The organism is Dyadobacter linearis, from assembly GCF_907165045.1.
In the GTDB taxonomy this organism is placed as follows: Bacteria; Bacteroidota; Bacteroidia; order Cytophagales; family Spirosomataceae; genus Dyadobacter; species Dyadobacter linearis.
Genome location: NZ_CAJRAU010000006.1, coordinates 462,173 through 478,005, shown reverse-complemented (window position 1 = coordinate 478,005; position 15,833 = coordinate 462,173). Strand labels below are relative to the sequence as shown.

Annotated in this window: 19 protein-coding genes; 2 read left to right on the top strand and 17 right to left on the bottom strand. The window is 42.8% G+C overall.

The window, feature by feature from the left end:
* Positions 1-46: 46 nt before the first annotated feature.
* From KOD92_RS21085 to KOD92_RS21055, 7 genes are all read right to left on the bottom strand, one after another.
* A complete protein-coding gene (locus KOD92_RS21085) occupies positions 47-814 on the bottom strand; it encodes a pirin family protein (protein ID WP_215235572.1) in 768 nt (255 codons plus the stop codon).
* A gap of 85 nt (positions 815-899) precedes the next feature.
* Positions 900-1,196: a zinc metalloprotease gene (locus KOD92_RS21080; RefSeq protein WP_215235571.1), complete on the bottom strand. Its 297-nt coding sequence runs from the start codon at positions 1,194-1,196 to the stop codon at positions 900-902.
* 297 nt (positions 1,197-1,493) lie between these two features.
* Complete coding sequence (locus KOD92_RS21075; protein WP_215235570.1) at positions 1,494-2,153, bottom strand: carbonic anhydrase; 660 nt, start codon at positions 2,151-2,153, stop codon at positions 1,494-1,496.
* Positions 2,154-2,288: 135 nt separating this feature from the next.
* Positions 2,289-3,233: a bestrophin family protein gene (locus tag KOD92_RS21070; protein ID WP_215235569.1), complete on the bottom strand. Its 945-nt coding sequence runs from the start codon at positions 3,231-3,233 to the stop codon at positions 2,289-2,291.
* Positions 3,234-3,333: 100 nt separating this feature from the next.
* Positions 3,334-3,936: a hypothetical protein gene (locus KOD92_RS21065; protein WP_215235568.1), complete on the bottom strand. Its 603-nt coding sequence runs from the start codon at positions 3,934-3,936 to the stop codon at positions 3,334-3,336.
* 90 nt (positions 3,937-4,026) lie between these two features.
* Positions 4,027-4,419 (bottom strand): RidA family protein, encoded by a 393-nt coding sequence (locus KOD92_RS21060; protein ID WP_215235567.1) that lies wholly within the window; start codon positions 4,417-4,419, stop codon positions 4,027-4,029.
* A 124-nt stretch (positions 4,420-4,543) separates the two neighbouring features.
* Entirely contained in the window at positions 4,544-4,933 is a 390-nt protein-coding gene (locus KOD92_RS21055) for a winged helix-turn-helix transcriptional regulator (RefSeq protein ID WP_215235566.1), read from the bottom strand.
* A gap of 112 nt (positions 4,934-5,045) precedes the next feature.
* On the opposite strand from KOD92_RS21055, the gene KOD92_RS21050 reads away from it, so the two are divergent.
* Positions 5,046-5,954, top strand: coding sequence for an SDR family oxidoreductase (locus KOD92_RS21050; RefSeq protein WP_215235565.1), 909 nt, complete (start codon positions 5,046-5,048; stop codon positions 5,952-5,954).
* 98 nt (positions 5,955-6,052) lie between these two features.
* Here KOD92_RS21050 and KOD92_RS21045 read toward each other — a convergent pair whose 3' ends face one another.
* From KOD92_RS21045 to KOD92_RS21020, 6 genes are all read right to left on the bottom strand, one after another.
* Positions 6,053-6,721, bottom strand: coding sequence for a porin family protein (locus tag KOD92_RS21045; protein ID WP_215235564.1), 669 nt, complete (start codon positions 6,719-6,721; stop codon positions 6,053-6,055).
* Positions 6,722-6,782: 61 nt separating this feature from the next.
* Complete coding sequence (locus KOD92_RS21040) at positions 6,783-7,814, bottom strand: M48 family metalloprotease (protein ID WP_215235563.1); 1,032 nt, start codon at positions 7,812-7,814, stop codon at positions 6,783-6,785.
* A gap of 69 nt (positions 7,815-7,883) precedes the next feature.
* Positions 7,884-8,621 (bottom strand): LytR/AlgR family response regulator transcription factor, encoded by a 738-nt coding sequence (locus tag KOD92_RS21035; protein ID WP_215235562.1) that lies wholly within the window; start codon positions 8,619-8,621, stop codon positions 7,884-7,886.
* Positions 8,618-9,703: a sensor histidine kinase gene (locus KOD92_RS21030; RefSeq protein ID WP_215235561.1), complete on the bottom strand. Its 1,086-nt coding sequence runs from the start codon at positions 9,701-9,703 to the stop codon at positions 8,618-8,620. Before KOD92_RS21030 ends, KOD92_RS21035 begins: the two co-directional genes overlap by 4 nt.
* 152 nt (positions 9,704-9,855) lie before the next feature.
* Positions 9,856-10,206 carry a nuclear transport factor 2 family protein gene (locus KOD92_RS21025; protein WP_229254780.1) on the bottom strand — a complete coding sequence of 117 codons (351 nt, stop codon included), beginning with the start codon at positions 10,204-10,206 and terminating at the stop codon, positions 9,856-9,858.
* Positions 10,207-10,241: 35 nt separating this feature from the next.
* On the bottom strand, positions 10,242-11,111 hold the full coding sequence (locus KOD92_RS21020) for an alpha/beta fold hydrolase (RefSeq protein WP_215235560.1): 870 nt from the start codon (positions 11,109-11,111) through the stop codon (positions 10,242-10,244).
* Between the two features lie 98 nt (positions 11,112-11,209).
* On the opposite strand from KOD92_RS21020, the gene KOD92_RS21015 reads away from it, so the two are divergent.
* The gene (locus KOD92_RS21015; RefSeq protein ID WP_215235559.1) at positions 11,210-12,163 is read left to right on the top strand and encodes a LysR family transcriptional regulator; all 954 of its coding nucleotides are present in this window, start codon (positions 11,210-11,212) and stop codon (positions 12,161-12,163) included.
* Here KOD92_RS21015 and KOD92_RS27755 read toward each other — a convergent pair.
* The 4 genes from KOD92_RS27755 to KOD92_RS20995 form a co-directional block, all read right to left on the bottom strand.
* Entirely contained in the window at positions 12,132-12,698 is a 567-nt protein-coding gene (locus KOD92_RS27755) for a pentapeptide repeat-containing protein (RefSeq protein ID WP_406566171.1), read from the bottom strand. The two genes, KOD92_RS21015 and KOD92_RS27755, sit on opposite strands and share 32 nt — an antisense overlap.
* 56 nt (positions 12,699-12,754) lie before the next feature.
* Entirely contained in the window at positions 12,755-13,675 is a 921-nt protein-coding gene (locus KOD92_RS21005; RefSeq protein ID WP_215235557.1) for a DUF6268 family outer membrane beta-barrel protein, read from the bottom strand.
* 132 nt (positions 13,676-13,807) lie between these two features.
* Positions 13,808-14,563 (bottom strand): LytR/AlgR family response regulator transcription factor, encoded by a 756-nt coding sequence (locus tag KOD92_RS21000; protein ID WP_215235556.1) that lies wholly within the window; start codon positions 14,561-14,563, stop codon positions 13,808-13,810.
* Positions 14,560-15,585 carry a sensor histidine kinase gene (locus tag KOD92_RS20995; RefSeq protein ID WP_215235555.1) on the bottom strand — a complete coding sequence of 342 codons (1,026 nt, stop codon included), beginning with the start codon at positions 15,583-15,585 and terminating at the stop codon, positions 14,560-14,562. Before KOD92_RS20995 ends, KOD92_RS21000 begins: the two co-directional genes overlap by 4 nt.
* Positions 15,586-15,833 lie beyond the last annotated feature (248 nt).

Here is a 15,833-nt window from a genome sequence, read left to right as displayed (position 1 = left end):
AACCTGGAATCCAATACAGAAGGCCTCTCAAAAACCGCAACTTTCATCAGATCGGTGGCGTACTTTGCGCAGGAATAATTGGCGTCATTTCAGAGGAATCGTGGAGTACTTTGGAGAGGAATATCCAGCCTTCTTCTCTGTCAAATTCCATAAAGTTGCCAGCATTGACCATTTCATCATTGATTATGGCTGGCAGTTCTGGCAGGTAAGCGGCAACTTCCAGTTTATCGGCAAACTCAATCTCAAACGCGGCGCCCGCATTTAAATGGATGTGGTACAGGAACTGTTCTGAAAAACTAGGGATCTCGGAATTCAGGTCCTCGAACGATCCGGCGATCACTTTGATCCATCCTTTTCCGTGCGGCAGGTTTTTATACGGAACTTTGTTTCCTTCAACTGCCAAGTATCCCGGTTTGCCGACTTTAATTTCCGAAGGAAGGTTAATCCAGAATTGTAATGCATGAACCAGTTTGGAATCCGACTGTGAATCGTAATTAAGCGTTTCGTCATGGATGATCCCGTTGCCTGCATTCATCCATTGCACGCCGCCAGAATGTACAAGGGCGTAGTTTCCTGCACTGTCAAAATGTTCGTCCTCACCGCTTAGTATATACGTTAAAGTAGCGATTCCCCGGTGCGGATGTGCGCCGGTGCCTTCATGGCTGATTTTGGGCTGAGTATGTGGAACGATATGGTCAAGAAATACGAATGGGCCTACCGCGTCGGCATACCTGTTAGGCAGCATTCTGTTTATTTCCATTCCGTCAATGTCAGCCCTTTGTCCATCGGTTGAAAAACTGCTTTTCTTTTTCATAGTAATGATCTTTTAATCAAGCAAAGTTCACAAACTCGCTTGACTAAAAAGATGACATTTGCAGACAAAAACCATAGACATTTGTCTATTTCAAAAGTCCTTCCATTCCAAATGCTGTTAATGCTTTGGCATATTCCGCACTGACAGCGTCGTTGGCCTTTTTGATAAATTCTCCTGTGGATGGGTCAACAACTGTTCTTAATGGTCGCATTCCTTTTGGTGAATTAATCAGCTTCACAACGGCATCAGCAACGTCTTGCGGATTTGGTTTTACTATTTCAAAAATCTGACCGATGGCCGCAAACATTTTATTCGGATATTCCGATATGGCCGCATATTCGTCACCGATAGAAGCGTCGGAGCCGGCTTGGCTGTAAGCCATCCAAATCCACTATTTGTTCCTGTTATTAATACGACTTTTTTGCTCATTTCTTTATTGATTGAAGTAATGATGCAAATGTCGGTATCAAAAAAAAACCACCTTTTACCAAATGGTAAAAAGTGGTTTTAACGAATGTTTCTTCTTATTCTGCTCAGTGATTGTTGCGTAATTCCCAGGTAAGAAGCAATATGAGAAAGCGGAATGCGGTTGACAAGACCGGGGAATTGTTCAATGAAAGACAGATAACGGGTAGTTGCATCTTCTGAAACCAGCGGGCTTATTCTTAAATTTCGAATATTACGGTTTTGCAGTCTGAACCTCGGGGTCGGCCAAATCGAGGCGATAGATTTCCATGATATTTTCCAATAACTTTTTGAAATCGATGTTCAGGTCAATCAGGTTCCCGGAGTGTACATCAAAGACCCAACCGTGAACCGTCAAACCCCGGTCACGTTGCGCCTTTTGCACTTCTGCCGTTTTGATTACATTGATACATTGCTCCTCGACGTTCAATTCAACCAATCTTTTGTATCGGTGTTCTTCATTTTCTATGGCAGACAATTCATTTTTATGAGTCCGGTACACGTCTCGAATATTTCTTAACCAAGGATTTAATATCCCAAGATCGCCGGATTTCATCGCTGCCTGCACACCGCCGCAATAGTAATGTCCACAGACAACTACATGATTTACTTTAAGATGTTCCACTGCATAGTTGATCACTGACATGACATTCAAATCGGAATTTGGCACCATATTAGCGATGTTTCTGTGAATAAAAGCTTCACCAGGTGCTATGCCCATCAGTTCTTCGGCAGAGACACGGCTGTCAGAGCAACCTATATAGAGAATGTCGGGAGTCTGTCCCTTAGAAAGGTCACTGAAGTAATTGGCTTCCTGATTAAGCTTACTTTGAACCCAATTCTGATTGTTTTTGAAAATTTGTGAGATATCCATTTCGATAGTGGCAATGTTAGAATCTAAAAAATAAGTTTTAATCAAATGTCCTCAATCCAGATGAATTCTCGACGATATTAGAGCTGATTTAGTGTATTAATATTGAATGTCTATTGTTTTTGCCAAGAGAAACTTTCAAAACAGCGCACCGAAATAGGGTTGTAACTTTTCGGGAATCTGGTCTTCGCCGAGCATATCGATCAGGTCAATTTCAATGTTGCGGACAATGGTGGCAATGGGAATGTTGTTTAGCAGACCTTCAAAAGGGTTTTCACTGATATCGCCTACGTATTCCATAAACATGAAAACCCAGGATACGATCATATTAAACGGGATCAGCAGGAACATATATCGCTCGCCGAGCTCGACAAATTGTAGGAGCAACCCGAAGGGGAGGAGTGTCATGAAAACAAAAATGAAAAGATTCGAGGTGGTCGCATACTGGCGTGGGAACGGCGTATTTTTAATGCGCTCGCTCTTTCCCTGCTCGTCATACAAGTTGGAAATGATGGTCTGCAAAGCCACGTGCTGATACGCATCCACATTGCCCGCATGTCTTAACCTGGCCAAATGCTGCGATTGCTTGTCGAGGATTTGTGTCGCAAGATTCGTTTTGTTTTCAATTTCAGCGTGCTCATCGCCAGATAGATATTTTTCAATTTCAACCTCGCACGGAGTTTGCAGTCCATGCAAAATATTACGCTGGCGCTTGCTTGCAATGTCTTTATGCTCCCAACTTGTCCGCTGCGCCATGGCTCTTTTTAGTGCATAAAGCCACGCGATATGTCTGTAAATCATGATCTTAACATCAATGTTTGCATTCATTTCCAGTGGATCTTCGTCCATTGCAAAAGCTCTCAATGCCGCCGCAAATGACCTGCTATGGTTGGTAATGCTGCCCCAGACCTTGCGCGCTTCCCAGCTCCGGTCATAGGATTGATTGTTTTTGAAACCAACAAAAAAAGCAGTGGCCGTACCCACCAAAGAAACGGGTAACCAGGGAATCCCGACCCAGCTCCAACCTAAATACGAATAAAGAAAAATAGCCATGGAACCCGTAAAGAGGGAAAACAGGACCATTCGCCAGGAGTAATAATAGATGATGAGGGGAGATAGGTAACGTTTTACGTACATATGTTAGATTCAGAATTAACGGTGAGTGAATGTGCTGGGATCCGCATTAAAGCAATCGTCTTAAAAACAAACCTGTGTTGGTGGGCAGCAGTCCAACGGGATTTTCCTGGACCAGATCGGTGGCCAAGCCGAATTGCCAATCTTTATAACTTAACCCTAGTCGCAGATATTGGTTAGCAAAGTTGTATTCAAGATTGTTTTTGTAGTTAAAATTGTAAGAACCGATGAGTTGGGCGAACAGCTTCCAGCTGCCACTCTTATTCAATGGCGGGCTGTAAGAGACGAGCGCAAAAATTTCACTGTTAGGCGGCTTGACAGGCTCAAACGAGCCAAAAATCATCAAGGAAAGATCTCCGATATTGCGACCATAAGCTACGGCAAGCTGAGGCATAAACCCGGCACCTGTAATGTAGCCGCCGCCACCCAGACTAACGCCTTTGGCAACATCATAAAAGAATATCGATTGGCCGAGAAAACTGCTTTTCAGCCGGTCCGAGTAGGGCGTTTCATATCTTAGATATCCGAAATAACCAAACCGGCTTGTCGAATCCGTATACTTGGTTAGATACATCTGGTGAGCAAAGGCGCGGTTTCCTGCAAACACTTCAACAGGGATGTCGCGAATCTGCGCGGTCACGGACGTTGGCATCCAGAGCGATGCGATACATATAAAGGCAGACCAAAGCCATCTCTCGGACAGCCGACTGGAAAATGTTTTATGAAGCATGTGGGCTGGCCGCTATCTTACAACGGTAGCATCCAGCTCAATATTCAACGTGTCGTTCAGCGCAACGACTTGCAGCAGCGTAACAGCCTGTTTCATTTCGTGCTTTGCCACGAATTCCTGAAAGAGGTCAAAACAATTGTTGATAAATTCTTCTGTGGAGGTCGAGTAAATCGTGAGCTTGACGATATTACGGCATTCATAACCAGCTTCACTGATAACCGTTTCCAGGTTTTGTATCGCCAGTGCAAGCTGCGTGCGCATGTCCGCATCGCTCGATTTGCCATCAGGATGTACAGCGGCCTGTCCGGCGCAGTACAATGTTCCTTTTGGCTCGGTCACTTCTACGGCCTGCACGTAACTAAGATCAGCCTGCCAGGTCCAGGGGTTAAATACTGTTTTTTGCATGACGTTTTTTCTTCAAAGTAACGCGCGCACCAACCTTTGAGGAAATCTATTATCTGAACAGGCGTTTTGTACATGCAAAAAAGAGAAATCTGAAGTCTGACAAATGTTGTGATAGGGAATCAGGTTAGCTTACTTCTCCTGCTTCGGGATTGGTGATCACCTGCGTTCTGTGAACCATTCCCCAATCGATCATCGAATCAATCACGTTGGCGATGTCTTTGCCGGACTTTGTTAACCTGTATTCGATCAGCACGGGTGTCTGACTGTACACCTTACGCTCGACAATGCTGTTCATTTCCAGCTCCTTCAATTCTTTTGATAACATACGCGGCGTTATCTTTTCAGTGCTGTCTAACAGGTCTTTAAAGCGGCTTACACCACGCAGAAGCGCTGCGATAATGGGCAGTTTCCACTTGCCGCTGACGACATTCAATGTATCTGTCAAAGCCAGAATGTAAGTCCGCGGACATTGCGGCCCTTTGTCGCTTCCAATGAAATCTTTAAAGTCACCCATATCAACTGTTTATTATGTTCAGTATACAAAAGTATACTGATATTTTATGATAACAAACTATACTTAATATAGTGGTAACAGTAATTTTGTTTATCAAAAAACAAAAAACAACATGATACTAGTTACGGGTGCAACAGGGCAGTTCGGCAGCAATGCCATTGACCATTTGTTAAAAAAAGGAATTGAACCATCCGAGATTTCTGCGTTGGTGAGAGACGCAGCAAAGGCACAGGCGCTTCAAGAAAAGGGCATTGAAATAAGAGTGGGTGATTATGCAGATTACGATTCACTGGTCCAGGCTTTTAACGGCGTAGACAAGCTGTTACTGGTGTCGAGCAATGACCGGCAGGCTTTTGAAAACAGGACAGCGCATCATTTGAATGTGATCAAAGCTGCAAAGGAGGCAGGCGTTAAGCACATTGTGTATACTTCTTTTGTAAGAAAACCAGGCTTTGAAAATTCTGCCATTGCCGCATTTCAAAATTCGCATGTCGAGTCAGAGGCGTCATTAATGAATAGCGGAATCAATTACACGATTCTGCAAAATGGCATGTATCTGGAAATGATTCCCGTCTTCGCAGGCGAAAAGGTGGCAGAAAAAGGCAATATCGTTTTCCCGGCTCAAAATGGCAAAGCCAGCTACGTGCTTCGGGAAGAATTAGCAGAAGCGGCAGCGCACATACTGACTACGGATGGCCACCAAAACAAGCTTTACCAATTGACAAACACCGATTCGGTCTCTTTCCATGATATCTCGGATGAACTATCCAGAGCCCTCGGAAAAGAAGTGTCCTATCAATCCCCAATGATAGAAGAATTTGAATCAATGCTGAAAAGCTTTGGCGTGCCGGATCCATATATCGGAATGTTTATCACCTGGGCTACGGCATTATCACAGCATACAATGGATGCGGATGATCCTACTTTGGAGCGCTTTTTAGGGAGAAAGCCAACCACTTTGAAGCAGTTTATTGCGCAGGTTTACGCCCACGCGGACCGCGAAAATGTCTCCCACGTTTAGCAGACATTAGTATAAATCAATCCAAAAAGTAAAAAGCGTATATAGCAAACCGACTGATTACGGCTTGCTATATACGCTCAACTTTTAACTCCTAAGATTTAGAAAATAGCAAGCCCCAGCGTTGCCTGGAAAAGGTTGCTCTTTTTACCAAACTGCGAAGCAGTGGTGGCATTATTGAATTGCAGTTTCATAATGTCCGTGAAGTTCCCTTCGTAACGCACATCCAGACTCAATCTTCCCAGATCAAGGCCAACGCCCGCCTGGTAACCAAATGCCAAGCGATTTTTAAATTCAGCTCCTGAGTCCTCACCCGTTACATCATCAAATGAATCACTGATTTTACCATTCTTATTTAATCTGAGCGATGCCATCGGACCCACATTGATGCGAACAAACTTGGCAATGCGCACTCCAAACAGGACGGGAACGTCGAGGTTTGAAAAACGCACGTCCACTTTTCCATCGTTGAGCACACCGTCCTCATATACATTGAACTTGCCGCCCTTTTGAGACAACAGAATCTCTGGCTGGATATAAAGTGTTTTACCAAAACGGAAGAAAACACCACCGGCGAAACCGAGTGAACGGTTATCATTGTCCCTGAAATCAAAGGCATTACCGCCGGGAGAAAGGCTTAAATCGTTGCTGCCATTGATATTGGATAAATTCGCGCCTGCTTTAATCCCAAATCGGAAAGCGGGGTCGTACTGGGCATTTGCTGCGTAGCTGATTGTGAGCATACACAGGGCAATCATCATGTTTTTCATGTGGATATTGGTTTGAAGTTAATTGTAATGGGTAAGATTTTTAAGCAGCGGTGCGTGAAGGCTACTTTTTGACAAGCTCGTTCAAGTCTGCGTCAAACAAACTTGCAAATTCGCGGCTGCCAATAATTTGGTCTTTTTTGTCTGCGTTTCTGGCCAGATTGGATCCCCACTCAGTGGCTGCCTTTCTTTGCGAAGGTGTCCCGTGGTGGCTGTCGACATTAAAATTGCAATCACCAGTGTTTAAAAGTACTTCTGCGACTTTTTGCAAATCATTTAACTGCATAGCGGCTCCTTTGTTATGCGCTAAAAAGTAGGCTGCGTAGGCATCGGCCATTAATTCGGCGCGTCGGGAGATTTTTGGAGTTAATTTCATACCTGGTTGTAAAATGCCCAAATCATATTGAATGTGGTGCCCAAACTCATGGGCCAGAATAGCCTGTGGAGCAATTTTTGCGTAACCAATCTCATCCAAACCCTGCAAGAGGCCGTCGCCAATGACGATTTTAGCCGGAATTTGACCAATATTTGGAAAGGTTGTGTCCGGTACGGCAATTTGATTAAAAGTAAATGCTGGATGTTCTCCGTTAAGGAACTTCGGGTAGATTTTGAATAACGTGGCTAACGAGTCGGCATATTTATTAGCCTTTTCATTACTGTACCCATATATTTTTGTATACATTTTAACCACCTTACTCCGATCCTGCAACATAGAACCATGCGCTGCAACTGTCATGATGTTTTCCGCCTCGATATCCCAAAAGCTTTTCACATCCTTGAAGCTCTGATTAATCTGGTCGGTATATTCACCATTAACCCCATAATACTGGTTCTCAGAGCTGTTTTCAAAGTACAATGTGTGCAAATTAGCCAGATCTGACATGCTTAGCTCCGGACTGGCTGTGATGAGCGTTGGCACTTCGCCCCAACTTAAATATTCATCATTAAGCCATTTACGCAGGGGAGGATCGGTACAAGGAGTTGGCACCACTTCTGCTAGATCCGGATTGACCGGGTGATCAACTATGTCTTTACAGCTGAAAAAAAGAATAAAACAAGCGGCAATAGTTGCCGTAAACATTTGAATACGTTTCATAGGATTATTAATCGTTTAGAACGATGGTGAGAAAAAATAAACGGAAAATGAAGGATATGCTACTGGTGATCAGTCAGGTGCGTTATTCGGAGGCATGGAAAGCAATTTCGCATTGATCATTTCAAAAAACTCTTTGCGATAAGCTTCACCGATGGTAATGGGCTGGGCTTCGTCTACGATCCGGACCATATTGCCTTCGACGGCGGTTAAGTGGCTCAGTGAAATGATAAACGACTTGTGTATGCGCACAAAACCCATCGACGAAAGATGATCTGCGAGCTCTTTCAATTTTAAATAGGCGGTAATCTTGCGTTGATCATTCATATGGATTGTCGCATAATTTCCCTGCCCTTCAATGTAAGTTATTCTGCGGGAATCAATTTTTAAAAGTTTTCCTTTTTGTTCTGTTTTTACAAAAACATAATGATCCTGATCATTAACCGGACGAACATTATTTTGAATGGTCCATAAACGGTTAACGGCTTTTAAAAACCTTAAAAAAGGGATCGGTTTTAACAAATAATCTACTACTGCATGCTCAAATCCATCGAGTGCATATTCTTTATAAGCCGTCGTCATAATCACATGGCAATCATTGCTGATCAGCTTCAATATTTCTATTCCGGTCAGGTTAGGCATTTGAACATCCAAAAACACTAGCCCGGGTTTGAGATCACCGATCATGGCCAAACCTTTTATCGGATTTGTCTGTGAACCTACCAATCTCAAAAAATGAACCTGGCTTATATGTTCTTTCAATAAATCGATGGCATGCTGCTCATCGTCAATGATAATGCAATCAATCATACCGGAAATGTTATCTTCAATGATACATTAAAATGGGTTTCATCTTCATCTACAAAGAACGTTGAACGGTTGCCGTAAGTTAAATTCAGCTGCTGCCCAATGTTATGAAGTCCGATCCCATTTGAAAGTTCTTTCAATCCTTTTCCCTTTTTATTACTGATATCAAATGTTAATTCATCCACGCATGTATTAATTCTGATCCGTAACGGATGAGCAGGATCATGCAAGTCACCGTGCTTGAAAGCATTCTCAACCAGTGTAATCAGAACAAGCGGGACAATGCTAGTGGACTGATCATCAATCTGTTCCTCGTAACGGATATTCAACTGATGATTGTGACGACGCTGGTTAATTTCAATTACATTTTTCAAATGCTCCAATTCATCCATGATATTGACAGTGCCGTCGATGCGGGTATTTTTTCCCAAAGCATAGCGCATAATGTTGGCCAGCATCAGGATAGAATCCGCAGTTTCTTTATCGAGTTTGATCACCTTTCCATAAATAAAGCTCAGCGAATTAAACAGGAAATGCGGGTTGATCTGGTGCTTTAATGCTTTTAATTCCGCTTCCGTTTTATCCTTTTCAAGCATAATTCGCTCTCTGCCTTTGTGCACCCATTCGATCAATAATGCTGCTGAAAAACTTGCAATCAGGATAAATACATAAGACATGATCAACACCCACTTCATCTTATCTTCTGGCAAAACAGCCGGGGGATAAGCAGCCATATCTCGTGCCTGGGCTGCTCTTTCCATCAAGAAAAATGTGTGATCATACGCAAACTTGACTAGAAAGAACAGAAGTCCGATTATTACAGCGCTGCCAAAACTACGTTGCTTACGCATCACCGGCAGTATCAATCCAAAAATCAGGATGTAATGCGTAATAACAGACTCAATAACATAGATCAGGGTGTTGAAAAAAAAGCCTGTCCGGCCAGCAAAAACGCGCGCTGTCTGCGTAGGATTTGTCACATACGACAGCAAAAGAAACGAACCGTAAATCACCAAAGAGAATAAGGCTAATAGCGCTAATCGCTTGTAATTTGCTCTAAAAAAGTTCAAAGTCGCTTTTAGCATTTTACTGTCTTTGTGAACTTACTTGATCATCCCGAATTATGTTTTACTTTCCTTTTTCCTGAATTGTGATACAAAAGTAAGTCAGCACTCGAAGGTGAAAAAATATATTATTTGAACAGGTGTTTTGTAGATGCGAATAGCGCAAACATTTGTCAAATTTCGATGACGAATGCTTTTAGCTCAGCCATCTTGCCGTCCCGAAAACGCCAGACATCGCAATAGGAGTAGTCGATTTTTTTTCCACTTTCGTCCTTCATGCTGATCTTTCCAATAGCGGTAAGAAAATCACCTTCGGCGATCAAATGTTCGACATCAAACTCGGGCGGTTCCACGTATGCCGATTTCATATATTCCCGGACGGCATCCTTACCTTGCAGTGTTTGATCACCGACAAATTCATACTTCAAATCTTCCGTGCAAAAAGACAGAAACCCTTCGTTATCTCCTTCTGTTACAGCATCATTTGCTGCTAATAATATGGCCTTGTTATCTGAATTCATCATTGAATAAAGTTTATGTAAACTGAGTTACTGCACTTTTAGCTCGGTAGCGTTTCCAAAAATTCAAGTACATCGACCCCGATTTCCGCCGCGTGCGTTTCAAGCGCGAAGTGCCCCGTGTTATAAAACTTTAAAGTACCATCGGGTAAATCCTTCTTGTATGCCTCCGCTCCGGCTGGCAAAAAATACGGGTCTCTGTTTCCCCAAACTAACAACAATTTTGGCTGGTATTCCCGGAAGTATTCGTGAAATCTTGGGTATAGTTCAACATTAGTCCTGTAATCTTTTACCAGATCCAGTTGGATTTCAATGTTCCCCGGTCTGTCCAGGAAATGCTGATCCAATGTGTAGGTTTCAGGCGCGATCAAAGATGGGTCGGAAGCCCCTTCGTGATATTGAAACCATGTCGCCTCTTTTGAAACAAAATCCCTGAGCGACTCACGATTTTCCTGGGAAGCATCTTTCCAATAGCGCTTTATCGGGCTCCATTCATTGCTCAATCCTTCCTCGTAAGCATTCCCGTTTTGGGAAATGATGCCCGTAATCTTTTCCGGATTTGTCATGGCAAGACGTAAACCAACCGGCGCGCCGTAATCAAAGATGTAGATGGCGAAGCGTTTCAGATCTAGTTGATCAATGAATGCTTGCATTGTCTCAGCAAGATTGTCAAAAGTATATTCAAAGTCTTGATTACCAGGCGCATCAGAATAGCCAAATCCAGGCAGATCCGGGGCGATTACGTGATATTGTTTGCTGAGAATGGGAATCAGGTTTCTGAACATATGGGAAGAAGTCGGGTAACCATGCAGCAAGAGAATGGTCGGTGCATCAGGCGCGCCTGCTTCCCGGTAAAAAATGTTTAACCCGTTTACCACCACTTTGTTGAAGTGAATCGATGTGTTTTTCATGACGAATCTTTTGTTTTTGATATATCAAAATTACAGCCGATATTTGATCTGTACAAATGATTAATAGTGATGAAAGTGATCGCTAATTATGATTGAATATGAATACGAACGATCTTAAAATATTTGAAGCTGTGGCGGAAACGGGAAGCTTCACCAAAGCAGCCGCAGCCATGTTTACGGTGCAATCCAACGTCACGGCCAGAATCAAAAGCTTGGAAGAGGAATTCGGTGCAGAACTGTTTTCCCGCACATCCCGCAAAGTGGAGCTTACGGCCGCCGGTAAAACATTGATGCAGTATTGTAAGCAGATCAGTAACCTGATCGCCGAGGCAAAAAGTGATGTGCAAAGCAGCACGCGGGTGAGCGGCAGCCTCAGAATTGGATGCATCGAAACGACGATGGCTTTGAAGGTTCCTGAGATGATCAACCATTTTGAAGAGCATTTTCCGGATGTGGATTTAACGTTCAAGTCTGACATGAGAAATGCGCTGATCAATGATGTATTGAACTTCAATCTCGACGCTGCATTTGTGTCCGGACCCATCAATTTAAGCGGGCTGGACCAAATCCGGATCCGGGAAGAACAGCTGGTCATTGTAACAGCTTCCAAGGGTCCTAACATGGAGGAATTGCTTGCAAAGCAGCCTGTTAAGATCGTCGTTTTCGGCCAGGGCTGCATATTCAGGGCAAGACTCGAATCCTGGCTAAGCTCCAAAGGCATCGTCCATTACAAAAGCACCGTACTCAATTCCATTGAAGGAATTATCAACTTCGTCGAAGCCGGTTTGGGGATGACCATACTGCCCGAAGAAGTCGTTTCTCAATATTATGCAGGCAGGAAAATTATCAGCAATGCGCTGGATAAACAGCTAGGAACGATGATCACCGTGCTCATTTTCAGGCAGGATAAAACACAATCAGCTGCCTTGAAGGCATTTATTGATATGTATTCCAAGCTTGATAAGTCGGAAATAATAGCGCCGCTTAATGAAGCCCAATCAGCCGGTAAGCGTGGAAAACTCAAAATCCGCGAGACGAAGAAGATGCCATAAACAAATCCAGAATTGACTCACTATAATTGTAAGATTTGGTTTGACGAATTTCAACATTGAATCGGGTTAACAGCCCCGAGTCCTCAAATTTTGCACCATTCAGGTCACAGTTTTCGAAAAAAGAAGCGCTTAGATCTGCGTTTCTGAAATCGACATTTTTTAGTGAACAGTTGACAAATCTTGTTGACTTCATATTCATCCCACGGAAATTGGAATCATCCAAAATGCAATTTGAGAATTGAACTGTAAATAAGGACTTATTGCATTCAGAGAAATCAACGCCAATTATTTGACTGTTTTCAAACAATACATTTCGAAAACCGGTGTAACTCAAATCAACAATTTCAATATTACAGTCAATGAAGTGACAATCGATAAAATCATTGTAGCTGAGATCACATTGCCTGAACTGGCAGTTTGCAAAAGTGCAGCCGAAAAACTGTTGATTACCAAGATCAAACCAATCATGATTTACATCAGAAAATCTTTTATTCTGATGTAAAGTCGGGTCAAATTTTTCCTTCAATGTTTCCATCGTTTTTGCATTATTTGGTTAGCTGCGTGACGCAGGTTTGATTAAGTTTTTATAAGCTAAAATCCCATTTTTAAACCAACCGAAGCATAAGGGGAAACAGCGAAATAGTAATCATTATTACCAGCAAACATGCCTTTTAAAGTCCGGTCGCTGTAAGCGGCTGGGCGGTACAAATTCAACCCGACCATAGCAGACATGGAGAGGCCCGTTTTGCCTAATTTGACTTCCGGACGAAGGCCTGTGACAATATATTGGTGAGAGAATATTTTATCTCTGCCGTCTTTTTCGAGCAATGCCATTTGTCCGTTCATTTCAAAAGCGAGCGCCAGCTTAACCTGTTTATTGAATCCATAAGTCGCCGAAATATCCAGCCCGTCAATCAGCTCGGCTTTGAGGTCGAAGTTACCCTCGCGTTTCCAGTTCAGGTAAACGGCAGGAAATAGCATTGGATAGCCCAGGGAACTGTTGACGGCTAACCCACCACCAATGGCCAGGTTTGGTTTCAAGTGGCGGATAAAGATGACGCCTGCACTGCCAAGCACATTTTTGAACCTGATTTTGGAAAGGTTTGCAGACGGTGTAAACACGCCCACACCCACACTGGCCCGCATGGACCATCTGTCATTCAGTGGCCGCAAGTGGAAAATACCTGCCTGAATGTTCATGATTTTCGAGACCATTTCATCCTCGAAATTTTTGTTGTTGAGCGACGCATATGCCCCGCTCAGGCCAACGCCCCAGACGGTCGGGCGGTTATTTTCGTTCATTTTTGAGGAGAGCGGCATATTAAACGCTCCCTGATAAATGATCGAGGAACCTGTGCCATCACCGATTCTTTCCTTTGGTTTGTCTCCGTTGGGGAGAAACCAATAGCCCGAATTCCCGATGAATTCTGTCTTGAAAGATACTTGCTGCGCTTCTGCTTTGTTGGATAATAGTGCTACGAATAATGTCGCCACTAATAATGCTCGTTTCATGGTTTTGACCTTGTATTTGACGTTTACATTCCTTTTGATTTCTCAAAAGAACGGTGAATCGACCAGCTCAGAAATCGATAAACCATGGAGTTTAAAATCGGCAGGTTGAAATGCAGCATCAGAGGAATGGAATTATTCAAGCACTCCGTCCATCCATTTCAAAAAGTCCGGAATGCGGACGCGACTGACGAGCACTTCGTGGGGACAAGGCGGTGAAAAAGTGAGCTGTAAACGCGAATTAAAATACTTTGCAACATTCTCAATAGCTTTCACATTGCCAATGCAATTGCGCGATACCCGGAAAAATAAACCGTTATCGAGTTGCTGCTCCAACTGGTCCAACGTGTAATTGATAATATGCCTTTTATTCTCGAAAGTGTGCAGGAAAACCACGCCGTCTTCGCTGTAAAAGTGGGCGATATCCTGCGTTTCTATATAATGGTAATTTTCGCCTTTCGATATCAGGAATCGGTTTTTGAGTTTGGTAAAAAGAATTTGCTCAAAATCCTTCGAAACCGGTTTATAGGAATTGCTGTGGAAGATATTTTCAAATTTAGCGAGTGCCGATTCTAATTCTTTCTCGTCAAAAGGCTTTAACAAATAATCTATGCTGTTAAACTTAAAGGCTTTAATCGCATGCTCGTCATAGGCGGTGGTAAAAATTACGGGCGTGGTAACTTCGACGTGATTGAATATTTCAAAGCAGTTTCCATCAGCAAGCCGGATGTCCATCAGGATTAGGTCGACCGTATTGAATTTCAGGAATTCAATGGTATCAATGACCGTTTTTGTCCGCTTTTCAAATTGGTAATGAGGGCGCAGTTGCGTCATCATGCGTTTTAATTCTTCATACGCAAACCGCTCATCTTCAACTATCAAATAATTCATGGCGCTATGTAAGGGATTTGGACAATAAAAAGACTGCCTGTATGCTGCACAATTACTTTTTTGGCATATAATTCATATTGCTTCGAAATATATTTCAGTCCGATGCCGCCTTTGTCTGTATCGCTTGTGGGCTGTATGCTATTTTCGAGGGTAATGTATTCACTGCCAATGGTCAGACGGATATGTAATGGCGATTCTTCGGTCGCAATATTATGCTTGAATGCATTCTCCAAAAGCAGCTGCAAAGTGAGCGGAATGATTTTACTTTCCTGTCGGGAAGCCGTTTTTTCAATAGTAAAATTGAAAGAATCCTCAAACCGCATGCGCATCAGAAAAAGATATGAATCAAGTGCGTCCAGTTCCTCGGCAACGGTTACCTGAGGTTGACGGTTAAGTGAAAGCACATAGCGGTATGTTTTTGAAAGCGCCTTTGTGAATTTATTGGCGTTTTCGGGATTGATATAAGTTAAAGACGAAAGAACATTTAACGAATTGAAAAGGAAATGCGGATTGATTTGAGACTTTAATGTTTCATGCTCAAATAACAGCGCTTCACGTTGTGCCTTTTCTGAATCAGCAATCGCTTTTTGTTCAGACTGAAAATAATGGATCAGTTCGAAAACAAGCAGAATAGGGGTGTTGGTAAGCATTGCCAATGCAAATTTTGTCAGGAATGAAGGCATTCCTTCATGAGAAACGAGCAATACATTGTAGATCAGAAAATTAAATACCGACAGTAGTATAAAGCAGATGGCGATCAGTCCTGTAAGCTCGGCAATGATCCGGTAAATGATATTTTTTGGGTAGGGCAGATGTTTATTCAGAAATAGCAATAATTGATAGTCGGCCACACACATCGCGAAAACCACGATGTAATGAGCTGATAATTGGATATGAAAATTCTTCCATAAATCATCTTCCATCACAATGTTGCTCAAAAGCATTTGGCACAATGCATAGAGCAGCGACGAAAAGAAAAAGATTAGCCCACGTTTTACAGGAAGACTTTCTGCGCGAATCATAGTAAGCGTTTAAGCGATTCAAGCCCAAAAAGTAAAGTTTTACATTGGGATTCATAGCAAAACAGACCCGATATTCTGAGGAAGTTCATTATTCGGTCTATGAATTGAATATCTGTATCAAGAAATCTGCTTTTGGACAGGCCGGCTTACAAATATGCTCCTTCTTCGATCAGCTTGTTTAAACGGCCAGGTAATGGTGCTTGCGGTACAAAATAAAGCTTGTAGATATTTAGGTAATTCCCTAAATT